Origin of the sequence: Shewanella sp. NKUCC01_JLK (assembly GCF_019345615.1) — a bacterium.
Taxonomy (GTDB): Bacteria; Pseudomonadota; Gammaproteobacteria; order Enterobacterales; family Shewanellaceae; genus Shewanella; species Shewanella oncorhynchi.
The window spans coordinates 89804-108202 of sequence record NZ_JAHKRD010000002.1; the positions used below are offsets into that span (position 1 = coordinate 89804).

At 45.0% G+C, this 18399-nt stretch carries 19 protein-coding genes; 9 read left to right on the forward strand and 10 right to left on the reverse strand.

The features are described from left to right. The first annotated feature begins 113 nt into the window (after nt 1–113). Entirely contained in the window at nt 114–1004 is an 891-nt protein-coding gene (locus KO537_RS02700) for a LysR family transcriptional regulator (protein ID WP_028761648.1), read from the forward strand. Between the two features lie 8 nt (nt 1005–1012). Here KO537_RS02700 and KO537_RS02705 read toward each other — a convergent pair whose 3' ends face one another. Then, nucleotides 1013–1894 (reverse strand): hypothetical protein, encoded by an 882-nt coding sequence (locus KO537_RS02705; RefSeq protein WP_173243002.1) that lies wholly within the window; start codon nt 1892–1894, stop codon nt 1013–1015. 370 nt (nt 1895–2264) lie between these two features. On the opposite strand from KO537_RS02705, the gene KO537_RS02710 reads away from it, so the two are divergent. Genes KO537_RS02710 through KO537_RS02720 form a run of 3 tightly spaced genes read left to right on the forward strand, consistent with a single transcriptional unit; the run spans nt 2265 to nt 4405 of the window. Continuing rightward, nucleotides 2265–2999 carry a basic amino acid ABC transporter substrate-binding protein gene (locus tag KO537_RS02710; protein WP_071940133.1) on the forward strand — a complete coding sequence of 245 codons (735 nt, stop codon included), beginning with the start codon at nt 2265–2267 and terminating at the stop codon, nt 2997–2999. A gap of 7 nt (nt 3000–3006) precedes the next feature. Next, nucleotides 3007–3687, forward strand: coding sequence for an amino acid ABC transporter permease (locus tag KO537_RS02715; protein ID WP_006085903.1), 681 nt, complete (start codon nt 3007–3009; stop codon nt 3685–3687). After that, nucleotides 3680–4405 (forward strand): amino acid ABC transporter ATP-binding protein, encoded by a 726-nt coding sequence (locus tag KO537_RS02720; RefSeq protein ID WP_028761645.1) that lies wholly within the window; start codon nt 3680–3682, stop codon nt 4403–4405. The genes KO537_RS02715 and KO537_RS02720 overlap by 8 nt, the downstream gene beginning before the upstream one ends. A gap of 559 nt (nt 4406–4964) precedes the next feature. On the opposite strand, the gene KO537_RS02725 is transcribed toward KO537_RS02720, so the two are convergent. The 3 genes from KO537_RS02725 to KO537_RS02735 all read right to left on the reverse strand — a co-directional run bounded on the left by KO537_RS02725 (nt 4965) and on the right by KO537_RS02735 (nt 6572). Next, a complete protein-coding gene (locus KO537_RS02725; RefSeq protein ID WP_219233799.1) occupies nt 4965–5585 on the reverse strand; it encodes a hypothetical protein in 621 nt (206 codons plus the stop codon). 187 nt (nt 5586–5772) lie between these two features. Next, nucleotides 5773–6129: a DUF6547 family protein gene (locus tag KO537_RS02730; protein WP_251071005.1), complete on the reverse strand. Its 357-nt coding sequence runs from the start codon at nt 6127–6129 to the stop codon at nt 5773–5775. 77 nt (nt 6130–6206) lie between these two features. Beyond that, entirely contained in the window at nt 6207–6572 is a 366-nt protein-coding gene (locus tag KO537_RS02735; protein WP_105251592.1) for a glyoxalase superfamily protein, read from the reverse strand. A 162-nt stretch (nt 6573–6734) separates the two neighbouring features. Between KO537_RS02735 and nfsB the strand changes: the two genes are divergently transcribed. The 3 genes from nfsB (at nt 6735) to KO537_RS02750 (ending at nt 9434) form a co-directional block, all read left to right on the forward strand. Then, complete coding sequence (gene nfsB, locus KO537_RS02740) at nt 6735–7388, forward strand: oxygen-insensitive NAD(P)H nitroreductase (protein ID WP_219233801.1); 654 nt, start codon at nt 6735–6737, stop codon at nt 7386–7388. Nucleotides 7389–7721: 333 nt separating this feature from the next. Further along, on the forward strand, nt 7722–8366 hold the full coding sequence (locus tag KO537_RS02745) for a DNA-J related domain-containing protein (RefSeq protein WP_006082872.1): 645 nt from the start codon (nt 7722–7724) through the stop codon (nt 8364–8366). Between the two features lie 312 nt (nt 8367–8678). Next, nucleotides 8679–9434, forward strand: a complete 756-nt coding sequence (locus KO537_RS02750) for a DsbA family protein (protein ID WP_105251591.1) — start codon at nt 8679–8681, stop codon at nt 9432–9434. 106 nt (nt 9435–9540) lie between these two features. Here KO537_RS02750 and KO537_RS02755 read toward each other — a convergent pair whose 3' ends face one another. Beyond that, on the reverse strand, nt 9541–10068 hold the full coding sequence (locus KO537_RS02755) for a cytochrome b/b6 domain-containing protein (protein ID WP_219233903.1): 528 nt from the start codon (nt 10066–10068) through the stop codon (nt 9541–9543). Between the two features lie 107 nt (nt 10069–10175). Next, on the reverse strand, nt 10176–10697 hold the full coding sequence (gene hemG, locus KO537_RS02760; protein WP_219233802.1) for a menaquinone-dependent protoporphyrinogen IX dehydrogenase: 522 nt from the start codon (nt 10695–10697) through the stop codon (nt 10176–10178). Between the two features lie 476 nt (nt 10698–11173). Here hemG and KO537_RS02765 point away from each other — a divergent pair, with 476 nt between their 5' ends. Then, the gene (locus KO537_RS02765; RefSeq protein ID WP_219233803.1) at nt 11174–12382 is read left to right on the forward strand and encodes an MFS transporter; all 1209 of its coding nucleotides are present in this window, start codon (nt 11174–11176) and stop codon (nt 12380–12382) included. Between the two features lie 144 nt (nt 12383–12526). Next, entirely contained in the window at nt 12527–13366 is an 840-nt protein-coding gene (locus tag KO537_RS02770) for a TIGR03899 family protein (protein ID WP_028761753.1), read from the forward strand. A 102-nt stretch (nt 13367–13468) separates the two neighbouring features. Here KO537_RS02770 and cysC read toward each other — a convergent pair whose 3' ends face one another. The 4 genes from cysC to cysD form a co-directional block, all read right to left on the reverse strand. Beyond that, nucleotides 13469–14086, reverse strand: coding sequence for an adenylyl-sulfate kinase (gene cysC, locus KO537_RS02775; RefSeq protein WP_219233804.1), 618 nt, complete (start codon nt 14084–14086; stop codon nt 13469–13471). Nucleotides 14087–14150: 64 nt separating this feature from the next. Further along, nucleotides 14151–15875 (reverse strand): SLC13 family permease, encoded by a 1725-nt coding sequence (locus KO537_RS02780; RefSeq protein ID WP_198571839.1) that lies wholly within the window; start codon nt 15873–15875, stop codon nt 14151–14153. 3 nt (nt 15876–15878) lie between these two features. Next, nucleotides 15879–17321, reverse strand: coding sequence for a sulfate adenylyltransferase subunit CysN (cysN, locus tag KO537_RS02785; RefSeq protein ID WP_219233805.1), 1443 nt, complete (start codon nt 17319–17321; stop codon nt 15879–15881). A gap of 83 nt (nt 17322–17404) precedes the next feature. Further along, a complete protein-coding gene (gene cysD / locus KO537_RS02790; protein WP_105251586.1) occupies nt 17405–18313 on the reverse strand; it encodes a sulfate adenylyltransferase subunit CysD in 909 nt (302 codons plus the stop codon). Nucleotides 18314–18399: the final 86 nt, after the last annotated feature.

Consider the following 18399-nt stretch of genomic DNA (forward strand, 5'->3'; position numbering starts at 1 on the left):
GGTTAGAACAAAGTTTTCTATAGGGCTATTCTAGGCTTGCCTATTTGATAAAAAAAATGAATATTAAGAATGTAATGCATGAATTTTAAGAATACATTTAAAGGTGAACCTTAATGGACCTCAAAGTTATCCGCTATTTTATCGAAATCGTCGATGCTGGAGGCTTCGGTAAAGCCAGCGAAAAAGTCCATCTCACCCAACCTGCACTATCAAAGGCCGTACGCCAATTGGAAGAGGAGCTAGACCTCATCTTACTCGAACGCGGTAAACGCGGCACCCAAGTCAAACTCACGCCCGCGGGCGAAGTTGTTTATCGACATGGCAAAGAGTTACTCGCTGGCCGACAACGCATGCTCGCTGAACTCACGGCCCAACGCAGTTTAACCGCGGGCGAACTCAATCTCGGATTGGCTCCTCTAGGGAGTGCCGAAATTTTTGCCCCGATTATTGCCAAATATCGCCAGCAATATCCGCAGATAGAGATGCACTTACTCGTCCGTGGCGGTGTAGAGCAAACCGCGGCAATCCAAAAGGGCGAAATTGAACTGGCCACTGGGATTATTGATTTTGATGAGGGCTATGACGGCATACGCGTGTTTAACGATCCTATGGTAGTAGTGCTGCCTAAGGAAAATCCGTTATCCACCCGACAGATATTATCGTTTAGCGATCTCAGTGCCGACCCTCAGGTGATGTTCGAAACCGAATACACTCTCTATCAATTAGTGCTCAATGCCTGCCGACACGCCGGATTTGTCCCTAAAAACATTACCCGCGTTAGCCAAGCCGATTTCGGTATTGCCTTAGTCGCCGCGGGCACAGGGGTTATGGTATTGCCGCGCTCCATCGCGCGGCGCTACAGTGTACCCGGCGTCGTAAATATCCCGCTGGCGAGTGACGAGCTGCGCTGGGAGTTATCCCTCTTTTGGCGCAAAGACCAAGTCTTATCCTTCGCGGCTCAAGCAATGATCGCCTTAGTCGAGAAGCACTTAACCCATAAATAACCCTATTCTTACCAAGGAACAACTAAGCTTAAACGCACTAGCGTATCGCTATCCCATGGCAGAATAGGCAAATACTCAGCCGAGTTAACATCGACTTTGGCATAGTGGTCTAAATTGTACTGCGTGTGCTCAGCGCTCAGCATTAACACGCTATTGGGCCGCCAAAAATCGGTTTGGTAACTCAGCTCAAAGCGATATTGATTCTCTAACCATTGGTCTTCGTCTTGCCAGGTTTGTGAGGCCACTTGCATATGTAGCTTAGGCGTCACATTAGCCCCTACACTTCCCATAAAGGTATAAGCAAACGTACCATTCCCAAAATCGCCACGATCGTAACCTCGAGTTCTAGGCACATCGTCATCGATTTCGAGATAGTAATAACCCGCACCTGCCTTGAACTGGGCCTGTAATGCTTGTCCGTCAAAGTTAGCTGTCAGCCCAGGAAATACCTTAGCTTGTTTCTCAACCGAGCTAACGGTATTACGCTTTCCCTGTAAATCGAACTGCCAACCAAATGAAAACGCGGGATTAACACGATAAAGTTCACCGCTCGCGGCATAGGCAGACTTAAACCACACAGGGATGTGGTCAGGGTCGAGTTTATCGACATCTACGTCTATATAGGCATCCAGCGCCGCCGTCAGCAAAATATCGCTTTGGGTTTTATGTTCTAACAATAGACTCGCATTCACCCCTAAGGTGTGAGAATCCTCGACCACAAAATTATGGCTGCCTAAGCTGTAATGCCACTGAGTTTGCTCTTCGGCCTGCAGTGCACTCGATAAGCACAGGGCTAAGCACACTAATGCTGAGTTGAGATAGTTCACTTTTAACTCCTGAAACATCGTTTCTAGCTTGATAATCAAATCAGCCAGAGGATTAAACTGCATAAAATAGGAATAACACCAACTAAGGTTGCCGTTAAAGAGCGGCTAAACTAGCCAATTTAATCAAAGAATAATAGGCGATAGTTCAAATTATGACACTCTCATTGAGCTGCCGCTAATAAACACCACAGAAGTATAGATAGCCAAAAACCTAACAGTAACAATAGTTATAGACCAAAACACAATAATTCAACCCAGAGAAAACAACTTACACACAAATTTGTACAGGAAAGCAGCGGGCCTCAATCTTGCGACTGAAAACCGCAAAATAGAAATGAATTTTTAATCAAATTAACAGCATAATTATTGACACTTAATGCTCATCTGCCTATAGTCGCCACACTGATAGTGAAATCGAACAAGAGAGTCTTAAATGAAAAAATCCATGTTATTAGGCGGCCTGACCTTAACTGCCACCTTGTTGTTAGCTGGATGCGGAAAAAGCGATGACGTGTTAGTCGTTGGCACTAATGCCGCCTTCCCTCCTTTTGAATATGTTGGCGGCCAAAGTGGCGATGAAATCAAAGGCTTTGATATCGATCTGGCCAAGCAAATCGCTAAAGATGCGGGCAAGACGCTCAAAGTCGAAAACATGAAGTTCGATTCACTGATCGTCGCGCTTAATTCAGGCAAGATTGATTTTATCGCCTCAGGTATGACGATTACCGCTGAACGTCAGGCCAACGTAAACTTCTCTGAGCCTTACTACGAAGCGACCCAAGTGGTACTGGTTAATAAAGATAACAATAGTATTCATACGCTTGAAGATATTAAAGGCAAACACTTTGCGGTGCAGTTAGGCACAACCGCTGACATCATGTCGAAAAAATATACCCAAAATATCACCGCCTTTAATACGGGTTTCGAAGCCATTATGGAGCTTAAAAATTCAAAGGTAGATTTAGTGTTATTCGACAGCGAACCTGCCGCTAACTATCTGGCTAAAAATCCTGAATTAAAGATGATTAAACTGGATTTTCCTGCTGAGTTTTATGGTTTCGCCGTGTCGAAAGAGCAGCCTGAACTGCTGGCGAGCATCAATAAAACACTGGCTAATATGAAAGCTGACGGCCAATATCAGACGCTCGTTTCTGCCCATATAAAGTGATATCAGCATGATAGACGCAATTAATACCTCGCTGTTTAGCCCGATTGGCGAAGATGGCATGATAGGCATACTGCTGATATTAAATGGTTTGAAAGTGACGTTAATCGTCACTTTCTTCGCCATGTTATTAGGCGCAGTGTTAGGCATTGGCACTACCTTTATGAAGATGTCGTCTAAGTGGTATATCCGCTTCCCCGCCAATCTTTATGTCGGTGTGATCCGTGGCACCCCAGTAGTTGTGCAATTAGTGATCCTTTACTTCATCGTGCTTTCAGCCTTAGATGTCGATAAAATCACCGCCGCCATTATCGCTTTTGGTCTCAATAGCGGCGCGTATATTTCTGAGATAATCCGCGCAGGGATTCAAGCCGTTGATAAAGGTCAAACCGAAGCGGCCCGTTCACTTGGCTTGTCCCAAGCAATGACCATGAAATCGATTATTCTGCCCCAAGCGATTAAGAATATTCTGCCCGCACTTGGTAATGAATTTATCGTGCTCCTCAAGGAAACCGCCGTCATTGGCTTTATCGGTGGTGTTGACCTTATGCGCGCCGGTGAAATCATCCGTAGCCGTACCTTCGAGGACAGTGTGCCCTTATTTACCTGCGCCCTCATCTACCTATTCCTGACCTACAGCTTCACGTTTGTGCTGTCGAAATTTGAAAAGAGGTTGAAACAAAGTGATTAAAATAACCAACCTGCATAAAAACTTTGGCGATAACCAAGTGCTCAAGGGCATTAGCGAGCATATTCGTCAGGGCGAAGTGGTGAGTGTGATCGGCCCAAGCGGCAGTGGCAAGAGTACCTTTTTGCGCTGTATCAATCTGTTAGAGCAGCCAAGCCAAGGCGATATTGAGATTGAAGGTCAATTGATCACAGCGCCAAACGCCTGCGTAGATAAACTGCGGCAAAAAGTGGGCATGGTGTTCCAAAACTTTAACTTGTTCCCCCATAAAACCGTCATCCAAAACATCACCTTAGCGCCTATTAGTCTAAAACTGATGACGCCAGCTCAGGCCGAAACTAAAGCCCTCGACCTACTGGCACAGGTTGGTTTAAGTGACAAAGCCAATGCCTACCCCGCCAGTTTATCGGGCGGCCAAAAGCAAAGGGTCGCCATTGCCCGCGCATTAGCGATGGAACCAGACTTGATGCTGTTCGATGAGCCAACATCGGCACTCGATCCTGAAATGGTCGGGGATGTATTAGACGTGATGAAAGATTTAGCGCTAAAGGGCATGACCATGGTCATTGTCACCCACGAAATGGGCTTTGCGCGCGATGTATCCGATCGAGTGATCTTTATGGACGGCGGTTATGTAGTCGAATCAAGCCCACCCGATGAACTATTTAGCCACCCAAAAGAAGCCCGTACCCAAGCATTTTTAAGCAAAGTATTGCGCTAGCTAATGCGGATTCAGTTAAATTCATCATTGGAGACAGGGGCGGATGGTCATCTTGCAAATCACCCTAGCTTACCTTTTTAGCACTAGCGTAACCTTTAGATTTGAAAGAGATACATAACGTACTTTGGGACAAAAGTGCATTGGAAAATGTGCACAAATAGTACGATTGAGTAACTTATAACTTAAGCTATTGGGAACTTAATGCATAGGCCCCGACTTATAGGTTTGCCATGCCATTTGCTCGTCGACTCGCAGCAAGTCCGTCCGTGGATGCTCGACCGCCCCGTCCATGGGGCGGACGGTCGTCTCGCAAATCACCACGACTCACCTTTTTGGCTTTAGCATAACCTGTAGATTTAAAAGACACCGGACATACGCAACATACTTTGGGACAAAAGCATAATAGGCCCTTTGCTCTAACTCGTAAGTTTCGGATTAAAATTTCTATAGGTTTAACGCCGTGCTCAGTTGCGCAGCGTTTGTAGTGGAATTTGTGCAACAATGGCCGCAAGCTATGCACAAAAGGAGCGTAGACCACTGCGTCAACTGGAGCAATTTGTTAGCTTTTATTTAAACCTAGCTCAATTCTCATTTGTTGAATAATGCTTTCTTTCAGCGATTCCGCTTGCGCTCCTAACTTTTTCATTCGAATAGCTATTGGGGCCTCAAAATCGGGCATAGCCATAGACTGATTAAGCTCTCCTAACCACTCAGATACTAGCGTAAGTATTTGATTATTAAGATCTTCAAACTCTTTAGTAAGTGAGAGCAACTTCGAAGAACCAAGCACCTTTAACGAGGTTAACTCCTGGGTTGTTTTCCTGTGCGAATCTTGAACCTTCAGCGGGAACTCACCCACAACTTGTTGAAAATCCACAATAGATTCTGATGAACTGTCGGATTCAAGGAGTTTATAAAAGGCATCTTTAAATGTTACTTTTGAAAAATGTTCATAGTCCTGCCCTAGACTTGCAGCGGCTTCTTCGTACTTCTTAAAGTCTTCCGTATAAACGACTTTGCGTATATCAAATATTTTGTCGTTACGCTCTCTACGCCCTTTAAGATGGTGTAAAAGTATCGGAACAATTACGGAAGCTAGAATTACGCAAACTGCGGGAATGATTAACTTTGGATCAATCCAAGCGCTACATTCATTTGCAACCTGACTTGCAGATGTCATTCAGTTTCCTCGTTTTGAAGCTAACGTCTTAGTATTTAAAAAATCTGGCTAAAAATCTGGCCATCCATTTTAGATCAACAACATAATGCACTTTTGGTTTGCCTTCAACCAACGATGACTTTGTTAAGCAACTGAAATAATTCAGCTTTGCAGGGTGTTCATTGGAAGCAAGATATTCCGATAATACCTATTCTTGCTCCCAATTATCCCCTTCTCGGCGACAAACATAGTCATAGTAAAGGGTGGAACCAAAGGGCTGAAATTCCATCTCAATGCCGTTTTCGTAATACTGACCATTTTTACAGTCCATTCTGTCATTAAGTCGTACTAAGGCATCATGAATACCACCATGCCTAGCATTAATAAGCATCTTGACGAGAATCTCTCTTTGCTGGACAGTTAGTGACGTTAAGAACTCATTTATTTCTGAATTTTCCTGCCTGTTTGGATAGCTCCCTTCTTGCAAGACCCATTTTTCAAATACTCCATCATGTAACTGAGCAAACTCGTCAACAAAGCATTTCCACAATTCAACTGAACTCATTTTTTCTCCTGAAAGCATAACGCAGTGCCCATGCGCGTAAACTTGTGAATGCCGCAGGCCTCGAATACCTCACTCTGTTATGTGTCTGCTGCTTCATTAAACAAAATCCTGTTTGAAAACGGATCTGTTACAGTAAAGCAACGATCGCCCCAAGGCGCATCTTCAATACTAGGTTTGTTGTATTTATATGGCTTAGAAGTCACATGAGCAAATAATTGATCAAGTTCACTCACATTCACAAAAACCTTACAGCCAGGAGTACAGTCGCCTGAATGTTCGCTCAAGTGCAAAACAAAATTGCCAAGTGAAACTTGTATATAAATCGGGTAGCCATCCTCAAAGCGATGTTCCCAATCTAATTCCATCCCCAGAAAGCCAAGGTAAAACTCTTTGGCTTTATCTTCATCAAAGATCCGCATAATTGGGATTGTCTGAAACTTCATGCCATCGACTCCATCACACATAAGCTTTGTCTAGTACGCATAAGCACCCAGTTTCAAATTTTTTTTGAAACTAATACCTGCCTTGATCACATTGTTTTTTACTTAAACCTGCTTAAAATGCTGCCATTGAATTTGTATTCCTTAATGATTTGGAGCCGTTACATGAGTGATTTAAGTTTCTTCGCCAAAAAGCGCTACACCACTAAGGCCTTTGATCCAACTAAGACGATTCCTGCGGATAAAATAGCAGAAATCAAAACCTTATTGCAGTACAGCCCATCATCGACTAACTCACAGCCTTGGCATTTTGTGTTAGCGAGTACGGCGGAAGGTAAAGCGTTAGTTGCCCAAGCGACCGAAAACTATGCGTTTAATACCCAAAAAATTCTCGATGCTTCCCATGTACTCGTACTCTGTGCTCGTGCTCAATTAGATGAAGCACACTTACTGCAAGTACTCGAGCAAGAAGCGAAGGATGGCCGCTTTGCTAATGAAGAAGCCAAGCAAGGCCAACATAATGGCCGTTCTTTCTTCGCTAATATGCATAAATTTGAGCTGAAAGATGCCCAGCATTGGATGGAAAAACAAGTCTACTTAGCGCTTGGCACTTTAATGCTCGGTGCAAGTGTATTAGATATTGATGCGTGTCCGATCGAAGGTTTTGATGCCACTAAAATGAATCAAGTCCTAGGCTTAAGAGAACAAGGTCTAGGTGCCTGCGTGGTTGTTGCATTAGGTTATCACTCAGAAAATGATTTCAACGCTAAATTGCCTAAGTCTCGCTTAGATCAAGAAGTGATCTTCACCGAGATCTAGTCCTTCACTCTATGTAAAAATAAGCATGCCCTTGATTTTATGTGATATAAACAAGGGCATCATGTCTAAAACTAGCCCTCTCTTAACTGCCTTCCCCTAAAACCTAACTGCTGTTAACGGCTTATTTACGCCGAGAAACCATCTAAAGTAGGAGTAAACCATCACTGTATTGCTCTAAAATTCATCTTTGCCTACACTTTGGCTCTGTGGCATAGTTTGCGGCTCAACTTAGTGAATGATCATTTATCGTCGCCTTTCGAGTCATCTTTGTTGCAGCCCAGCGGTTTTATCGGCGCATTGGTAACACTCACAATTTAGGATGGGACAGTCAGTATGTTATTTGCCAAACCCTCACTCACTGAAGAACCTCAATCGATTCGAGTTGCAAACACTAAGGGCGATAACCCACTGATCTGGCCGTTGCTTACGGTTTTACAAGCCTCAAATCAAAGTTGGAAAATCCATCACTTAGCCACTGAATTACAAACCCAAGGGCTGATCCACCAACTTGATGAAAATCCGGGTAACGATTTATTCAAACGTAACTTCCTACTGATGAACGCCCTGTTTGAACTGCAGGAAATATTACTGCCCAAGCAATGGCTACAAGTCAAAGCCATGGAAATTCAAATCTTCCGCTTAGTACCATCAAATGTTAACCTACTGATAATGCAAGATACTTCCCTGCGTGAGTATTACCTCGATTGGAATAACTACGACACCAGCGAAAACGTAGTACGAGAATTACTTGAGGCATTCTGGAGCAATTATAAGAGCTATATTGGCTTAAATATCAATCTGATGAACAAAGGTAACGCGCTGCGAGTTTTCGAATTAGACGAGAGTGCTACCGCCCGTGATATCCGCAAGCAATGGCGTCGTTTAGCGCTCAAATGGCATCCAGACAGACCCGATGGCGATGCGGCGCGTTTTCGCGAGGTGTGCGAAGCTTGGCAGTCGCTTAGGGATATTGCGTAAGAATTTAGTCAGTGATGATGCAGAACTGGGCTTTAATCAACATGCACCGACTTAGCGATGCGATCCTGTCTACAGTCCTGCCAAATCTAAGGTAAAACTTCCATTGAGATCACAGATTTAGCCTACTAGCTTCATGCCAATTCAGTCATAATTAAGCCTTTCCATTTAACCTGAACCTATGTGTCAACGCTGGCATTTTGGCTAGCTTAACTCCTAGGTTGAAGCTCACTCTATCTCTTATGTTGACCGTTGAATGTCAACGATAACAACGACTGACATTGTAAATTCAATCCCACCGAATTTGAGGAAACTATGATTAAACAATTAGCCTTGGCTGTAACCTTAGCGATTGCACCATTGAGCACCTTTGCCGCCAATTTTGTTGAAGGCACACATTACACTCAAATCTCGACCAAAGCGCCTAGCAGCGAACCAAAACTCACTGAATTCTACTCATTTTATTGCCATAACTGCTTCAATATGGAAACCAACTATTTGCCTGATATCAAGGCGAACCTCAACAAACAGATAAGTTTCGACAATAAGCATGTCGACTTTATGAATAGCGACATTGGCACCGAAGTGATGCGTTCATTAGCCGTGATCCAAAGCGTTGATAACAAAGACGCCTTAACCCATGCCATGTTTACCGCAATCCAAGGCGCAGAGGGCGCAAACGGCCACGATCATAGTGCACCTGGCCATCAGCATGAGCCGCAAATTAACAGCCGGGATGACATCAAAAAAGTCTTCGCCCAATTTGGTGTCGATGCTGCTAAATACGATGAATTAGCCGATAGCAAAAGCACTAATGAAAAGCTTTCCCTGTGGCGCACCCAGCAGAATGAATTCAAAATCGACAGCGTACCCGCCTTTATCGTGAACGATAAATATGCGGTAAATTTAAACAGCATCAAAACCTTAGATGAGTTAATTGGGTTAATTAACTACCTTGCTGTTGAGAAAGATGCCGCCCCCGCTAAAACCTCATCGGGTGGCAGTCTAGGCTGGTTATTTCTAGTCTTCGCCGCCGCAATTGGTGTGACCCGTCAGCAACGTCTTAGCTAATTCAAAACAATTGTTGAAATAAAAAATGGCCTCCAAATTAGGAGGCCATTTTTATGCGTGTTCAATCCAAGTGATTGGTATAAGCGCTCAATATGGGTTCTGAAGTTTATTGCCGAATAAAGTCAAGAATATGGCTCGCAGCCAAGACGAGATGTAGGATCAAGAAACCAATAAAAGCCTGCGCAAAGACTTGATGATAACCACGCCATGCCAGTGCTGTTGGCGTCCCTTGAACAACAAACCAAACTAGGCCAGTAACCCCTGTAGCCACCAGCAACAGCATGCCAATACCTTCTATGGCACTAAACAGCCCTTTACCACCAGCGACGGGGAATTTGCCTTTAGCAAGTCCAACAATATCTTGCTTTAACTGTGCCCAATCGCCCGCCAACCAGCCAAAGTATTGGTGCCACTTGCCACGCAAGGTATTGCTGAGTAAAAAAAGAATCCCAAGCACAGTGCACGCTAAACCTAAATATACATGCAAATAATCCCAAAAACTGGCGTTATCGGGTATCCGTCGGCCCATAAAAATCCACGGACTGGAACACACGAGTAAAATAGTCAACACGACAATCCACACATGCAGTTGCGCCATAATGACTCGGCACAAGGAGCGAAGTTTAGTCATCATACTGATCATATTTAATGCTCCTTTGCCCTTGTGACTAAGGCATACATACAACTTGCAGGGCGCGAATAGAATAGAGCTAAATGAAGCACCGAAATTTGATATCAAGCTTAAGCGCTGTGGATCTGCTCACCAAACTCAGTCACTTTCTGCCAATCCGTATATTCAACATTAGTAACAGGGTCCGTAGGTCCTTTCGTTAACCACATGATGAAACGGATAATATTTCTATCTAAAGCGTTATAGCCTTGGTAATTCAAGTTACCCCCAAAAACGCGCAGCAATTGTGGCCGCCAAGTGGTTTTACTTAAAAATGCCTGCATGTAAGGATTGGTCTCTGGGGTGTTTTTCTCGGGTTTACGTGCCACTAAACTGACAGAGAAAAAACCACTGACCTTATCCGTCAATACGGCTTGATGCTTTTCAATAAACTCGTACAAACTTGGATTATGTTTACCATGGCGAATGCTGGCGCCTATAATGATTGTGTCGAACTCAGTGAGCACTGGAGCGGCCTTGATATCGGCAGTAACCACTTCATTACCTAAAGCCATTAACTGCTGTGCGAGCTTTTTAGCAATCTTTTGGGTCTGGCCGTGAACACTAGAGTAAATGATAAGAATTCTTTTCAATTTAGCCTCGATTAATCCCAAGCAAAATAACAATAAGCAGCCTAGAAAAGACGGTGCAGGCGACTTAATTTCGACTCTCTATGCCCGTTTGGCATATCAAATGACATCACAACGCTCAGACTAAATGCGCTAAAAGCAGCAATGGACACCCAGAGTCATTGGCATTCCAGTGGAATTTAACTTGGTATGCAAAAGTAAAATGACAATTATGATATTTCATACTAGGTGATTTACCCGCCAATTTACATGAAATAGATCACGGGCTTAGCGCCAAACACCCCAAGTATATGCGGTAGTTTTAACTGCCTCACAAAAATAACGCCTTAGGTATATTCTCGCTTTAGCGTCTTTGTAACCTAGGGAGTTAATTCGTCTAAACATTGTTACAAAATTGAAAGGGATAAGTCACACCTTATATAGCCAACCTAAGAAAAAAGCATTAGCATTTGAACACTTATCGCCTGAGTCCCTTATCCATGAAAGCTATTCAAGCAAAAGATCCTAAAGCACTCTTGCTGTGGATGACCTTTGTTATGTCACTCGTGTTTGCCGTTTGGCAGGCATTGCTCAACAACTTCGTGATTGAGAAAGCCCAATTCACTGGTGCTGAAATCGGCATGTTACAAAGCCTGCGCGAAATCCCCGGCTTCTTGGCTTTTACGGCGATTTTTGTGCTGCTGCTCATTCGAGAACAAGCCTTCGCCCTGCTCTCGCTCGCCATTTTATGTATCGGCGTAGCGGTAACAGGTTTCTTTCCTCAGGTCATAGGCCTATATCTAACTACTGTGTTGATGTCTGTCGGGTTTCACTATTTTGAAACCATCAACCAATCGCTAACGCTGCAATGGGTCGATAAAAAAGACGCAGCTGGATTTATGGGTAAAGCACTGGCGTGGCGTTCGGCGGCCGCTTTAGTCGGTTATGCCAGCATTTGGCTAGTAATGACTTGGTTGAAGCTAGACTACCTGCATATGTATTTGATCATAGGCGTATTAGGTCTCATCATTGTGCTAACCATAACATGGTATTACCCCAAGTTTGAGACAACGGAAATACAACACAAAAAAATCATACTGCGTAAACGCTATTGGCTCTATTACCTGCTCACCTTTTTTTCAGGTGCAAGGCGGCAAATCTTTATGGTATTTGCGGGCTTTATGATGGTTGAAAAGTTTGGTTATAGCGTCAGTGAAATCACTGCGCTGTTCTTAATCAACTATGCCGTTAATCTAATGTTTGCGCCTGCTATTGGTCGTTTGATTGGACGTATTGGTGAGCGTAATGCGCTTACTGTGGAATATATTGGACTCATCTTAGTCTTTATCAGCTATGCCCTAGTCGAACAAGCCCATATGGCGGCAGCACTCTACGTTATCGATCATTTACTTTTTGCGATGGCAATTGCGATGAAAACCTATTTTCAAAAAATCGCCGATAGCAAAGATATTGCCGCCACTATGTCAGTCAGTTTCACCATAAACCACATAGCGGCTGTGATTATTCCTGTGCTTTTGGGCTTATTATGGTTAACCGATCCCGCCTTTGTATTTTACATAGGGGCGGGCTTTGCCGTATGTTCGTTAATACTAGCGCTGAATGTTCCGCGCCATCCTGAACCGGGTAATGAAACCTTATGGTCTTGGCCAACTAAAAGTGCGACATCAATTGCTAAAGTCGTTAAATAAAACGGCATAATAACGAACCAAAGAATTGGCTTAACGAGATGCTCAAACTAAAGAGATGATCATCTAAAGTGAGCTACAACCGAATGTAAGAGTTCACTAAACCCTCACCTCAACCACAGTGCAGGCTCAAGGATTAATAACGCGATGAAGGATTCAGATATTTTACTGTTGGCAGAAGAAGGCGAGTCAGCATCCGAGGTATCCGCTCGCAAAAAAGCTCTGCTACTTGGTCGCCAATTAGGGCTCGCCAGTGAGCAAGAATATCGCCCTGCGAACGCCTCAATTGCCGAGCGAGCTCAACATAGAGCACGCAAGTTATCGAGCGAATATCAGGCTAATGTGGAAACCATTTTTGCCTTAGCCCTCAGTTATACCCACTCAGATGTCACTGGGGTCGATCTTGATCCCGATTGGAGCCATCAATTTTTCTTGATGGCGGAACAAATCCATAACCGTAAGATGCAAGATTTGTGGGCTCGGATATTGTCGAGCGAGATAGTCAATCCGGGCAACTTCAGTCTACGTACCCTAGCGCTGCTCAAGCAACTGACTCACAGAGAAGCACAAATTCTTGAAAAAGCCCTTGGCATGGCGGCTAAGGTAAATAACGAGCAGCGCCTAAAACTCATCAGTGGCTACCGCTTGTCAGGTGGGATTGGCCAGTATTTCCGTAAAACCACCTCAGTCAATTTAGGCTTATCCCAGTTTGGGCTACCTTATTCCAGTATTTTGACCTTAGTCGATGCGGGAATACTTCACAGCAGTGAGTTCGAAACCGGCCTACTCAATAACAAAACACCAATTCAATTTGCCCTGCAAGGCATACAAATGAAGCTTACGCCCAAGAGCGGTAATCTGCTTTTTAGCTATTATCGCTTAACACCGATTGGTGATGAACTCGCCCAACTCGTGCAACCTAAGCCGGATCAAGAATACTTGAAGGCTCTGCAGCTCTTATTTGCTAAAGACTTTAAAATAGAATAATGCTCACGTCATAAAAAATTATGAATCAATGGTATAAGCAGTAAAACCTAGAAATAACAAAGGAGCCTAAAGGCTCCTTTTAAGCAAGATAAGGGCTAAATGTTAAGCTAGCGCTTTTGCCTTATCGGCATTAATGACATTGATCGCCGTTAAATAATCGATTAATGCACGTACTTGAGTCACTAAATCGCCTTTGCTGGTATCTATGGTTAACTCGGCGGCCAATGGCGCTTCATAGGGTGATGAAATACCAGTGAAATTGCTAATTTCGCCACTGCGCGCTTTCACATACAACCCCTTAGGGTCACGCTGCTCGCACACACTCAAAGGCGTAGCTACATGCACTTCAATAAACTGCCCCGCAGGAAAACGGGCACGAATACCATCACGTTCTTCACGGGTCGGGGAAATAAAGGCCGATAACACCACAAGCCCTGCATCCACCATCAATTTAGCCACTTCGCCCACACGACGCAGGTTCTCATCACGGTCTTTAACCGTAAACCCTAAATCTTTACACAGGCCATGGCGCACATTATCGCCATCGAGCAGATAAGTGTGGAATCCCGCCTCAAATAACGCCCGCTCTAGTGCACCCGCCAATGTTGACTTGCCCGCGCCAGAAAGTCCGGTAAACCACAGTAGCACTGGATTTTGGCCTTTCTGCTCGGCTCTCGCGGCTTGGTCTACAGGATGTTGATGCCACACGATATTTGTCATAAAAACTCCTCAAACCCCATGTTGACTAACCGCTAACATAAGGGCAATAAACTCAAGCTAATCACTAAAATGGAAAGATGATCGGCACCATAAATATCACTATCAGGGAATACAGCACAGATAACGGCAATCCAAGGCGGACAAAGTCACTGAAGCGATAATTACCCGCATTAAATACCATCAAATTGGTCTGATAGCCGTAGGGTGAAATAAAGCTCGCGCTGGCACCAAAGACAACGGCCATAATAAAGGGCCTTGCATCGACACCGTAATTAAGCGCAATCGCGTAAGCGATAGGGAACGCCAGCGCCGCCGCTGCGTTATTGGTCACCAGTTCAGTCAGCAATAAGGTCATTAAATACACGCCGACAAAAGCGCCAAATACCCCATAACCGTTAATAACTGAGAGTAATCCTTGGGCTAAACTGTTCGCAAGGCCAGTACTCATCATCAAGTTGGCAAGCCCTAATGCACTCCCCACTATCACCACTAATTCCAATGGGAAACGGCGTTTAAGCTCAGCCAGCGTGACTGCGCCTATGGCAAAATAACTGAGCAGCAATATCACTAAACCCTTAGCCAAGGGTAATATGCCAGTGACACTCAGGATGATCGTTGCCGCAAAGCCCAGCAATACCCAACGACCACGACGACTGTCTAGACGCACATTCAAATCTAAGCCACTGATCGCTGCAAACTCTGAACTCAGCTTTGCGCTATTGCTAAAACCATCACCTGGCGTCAATAACAACACATCACCGGGTTGCAGAATAATGTCACCGAGTCCGCCCTTCAGCGGATGATTTCCGCGGCGAATGGCCATCACAGCTGCATCAAATTGCTCACGAAAACGCGACGCTTTCAATGAACTGCCCACTAAACTGGACGACGGTGCGAGTACAGCTTCAACTAAATTTTGTCCTTTGGCTTGATGTTTACCAAACCAATCTAAACCATCGAATTGGTGCAATAACTCAACCGATTCCACCGCGCCACTAAAGCGCAGCACATCGTCCGCTTGCAACACTAACTGGGGCGGCACAGGGCAAATACAAATGCCACTGCGTTCTAATTCAACCAGATATAACTTCTTCAGCGCCCTGAGTTTGTTATCCACCACACTGCGACCCACTAAGGACGAGCCTTTTGCCACATGGGCTTCGAGCAAATATGGCAGCGCTTCTTCACCTGATTCTTCCCGTCTGTCGGGCAGAATGTTCGCCAGTAAGGTCAGTAACAAGATGCCTGCGACGACGATCACCACTGCAACTGGTGTAAACTCGAAGAACCCTAAGGCGGGTAAGCCGGCGTTTTCTACAAAGGAGTTCACAATCAAGTTGGTCGAGGTACCAATCAGGGTCAGTGTGCCACCTAAAATTGCCGCATAATTTAACGGCAATAATAACTTAGCCGGCGCGTGTGCCTGATTGCGGCGCACAACACCAATCAGTGATGCCACAACTGCAGTGTTATTGGTAAATGACGACAGTAAAGCCGTCGAAAAACCGAGCTTTGCCATTGTCATAGGCAAAGAACTATTGCCTATGACTTGACTCAACTTTCCCAGCAGGGACGTTTTTTCTAACGCCGTCGCGGCCAACACCAACAAGACAAGCGTGACTAAGCCAATATTGGTAAAGCTTGTTAATGCGGTATCGAGCGCAACCATGCCAAGCAAATAACAGAGCAAAAATGCAAATAAAAACAATACCGCTGGATTGATACGGCCGCTAATTAAGCCAGCCACAAGCCCTAACAAAATAATCGCTAATAGCCACAAGTCACTCACAAATTAAGCTCCAAGCTTAGTGATATCTATCGCTTGCCAATGGGGGAAGTGTTTACGCACTAAGGCATTAAACTCGACTTCAAAGGCACTAAATTGTGACGCTGTTTGCTTGTTAACATGTTGACCCGACACCACCATAACCGCGGCAACCGTCGCATTACTCAGGCGGTCGATTAAGATCATTCCGCCGGTATCGCGTACTAACGAATATGCATCAAACACTATGTCTTCGGTCAGTTCTAAGGTCACACGCGCAATGGCGTTTAACCCAAGAGTGTCCGTCGCACTGCGTGCTAAGGTATTAACGTCAACCACATAATCGATAGCAGTCACAGAGGCTTGCGTCTTCTTACCAGCCACTTTGATGTCGTATAACTGACCGAGTTGTAATGGCTTTTCATCCATCCACACTATATCAGCGCTGATCACGTTAGCGACGGCTGGCGCAGAATCGGGTTTTGCCAGTAAATCGCCACGGGAAATATCAATTTCATCTTCCAGCGTGATAGTCACAGCTTGGCCTGCAACCGCTTCTTGTATGTCACCATCGAAGGTCACAATACGTTCAACCTTGCTGCGTTTGCCCGATGGCAAAGCGACTAACTCGTCGCCGACATTAATGATGCCAGAGGCTAAAGTGCCCGCAAAACCGCGAAAATCTAAGTGAGGGCGCGACACATATTGCACAGGGAAACGCACAGGCAATGAGCTGAGTTCACGCTGAGTATCAATGGTTTCTAACAGTTCAAGCAGTGTACCGCCTTGATACCAAGGGCTTTGGGTGCTGCGCTCAACCACGTTGTCACCATTAAGCGCCGATAACGGCACAAAGTGGATATCGAGATTACCGAAGTCTTTAACGAAATCCGTAAAATCGGCACGAATACGGTTGAATACTTGCTCGTCAAACCCAAGCAAATCCATTTTATTAACAGCAACAACAAAGTGACGAATACCCAGTAATGACGCGATAAACGCATGGCGCTTAGTCTGAGTCTGCACGCCGTAGCGGGCATCGACTAAAATCACCGCTAAATCACAGGTTGATGCACCCGTTGCCATGTTGCGAGTGTACTGCTCATGCCCTGGCGTATCGGCGATGATGAACTTGCGCTTATCACTTGAAAAATAACGATAAGCCACATCGATAGTGATGCCCTGCTCGCGCTCGGCTTGCAGACCATCCACCAGCAAGGCTAAGTCAATGGCTTCACCTGTGGTGCCCATCTTGGCGCTGTCGCTCTTGAGGCTCGCTAATTGATCTTCATAGATCTGGGCGCTGTCGTGTAACAGACGGCCGATTAAGGTACTTTTACCATCGTCGACACTGCCACAGGTTAAAAAGCGCAGTAAGCCTTTGTGCTGCTGCAGGGCTAGATATTCTTTCACACCATGGAGGGTAATTTCTGCCGCCATGAGATTGGTTTTATTGACCGCTTTGTCCATCTTATTCTCACTCTTGATCTGCTTGGCTGAAGGTCGCGCTTTACTTGCGCCACTTTCGCGAAATAGGGTTAACCCTGTAGAGATTAGAAGTAGCCTTGACGCTTCTTCTGCTCCATAGAGGCACTTTGATCTGAGTCGATCAATCGGCCCTGACGTTCGCTCGAACGGGTTAACAGCATTTCTTCAATAATCTTTTCTAGACTGTCGGCCTCAGAATACATGGCGGCCGTGAGTGGGTAGCAACCTAAGGTTCTAAAACGCACCACTTCTTCTTTAATCTGCTCGCCCTCGGCTAACTTCATCCGCTCGTCATCGGCCATGATTAACTGACCACCGCGCTCAACCACTTTACGTTTAGCAGCAAAGTACAAAGGCACTAACTCAATGTTTTCTTGATAAATATATTGCCAAATATCCAGCTCAGTCCAGTTAGATAATGGGAATACGCGAATACTTTCGCCCTTGTTCACTGCGCCGTTATAGGTGCGCCATAATTCTGGACGTTGATTTTTAGGGTCCCATCTGTGGTGGCGGTCGCGGAAGGAATACACGCGCTCTTTGGCGCGGGATTTTTCTTCATCGCGGCGAGCCCCACCGAAAGCCGCATCGAAACCATATTGGTTAAGTGCTTGCTTTAAACCTTGGGTTTTCATTATGTCAGTGTGTTTCGCACTACCATGGTCGAAAGGGTTAATCCCCTGCGCCAACCCTTCTGGGTTGATGTGCGTCAGTAACTCGAAGCCAAATTTCTTTGCCTGCGCATCACGAAACGCGATCATCTCTTTGAATTTCCAACCCGTGTCGACATGCAGCAACGGGAATGGGATCTTGCCCGGGTAAAAGGCTTTTCGCGCTAAGTGCAACATAACGGAAGAATCTTTCCCGATGGAATACAACATCACAGGATTATCGAATTCGGCTGCAACTTCACGAATGATCTGAATGCTCTCAGCTTCCAGTTGTTGTAAGTGGCTTAATTCACGCCCGGCCATACTATTCTCCGTTACCTTAAATTCGCCGTGTTACCACAGCATGGATTAGCTTAATTTGTTTAACTGCTTAATAGCTTTAACTGTTT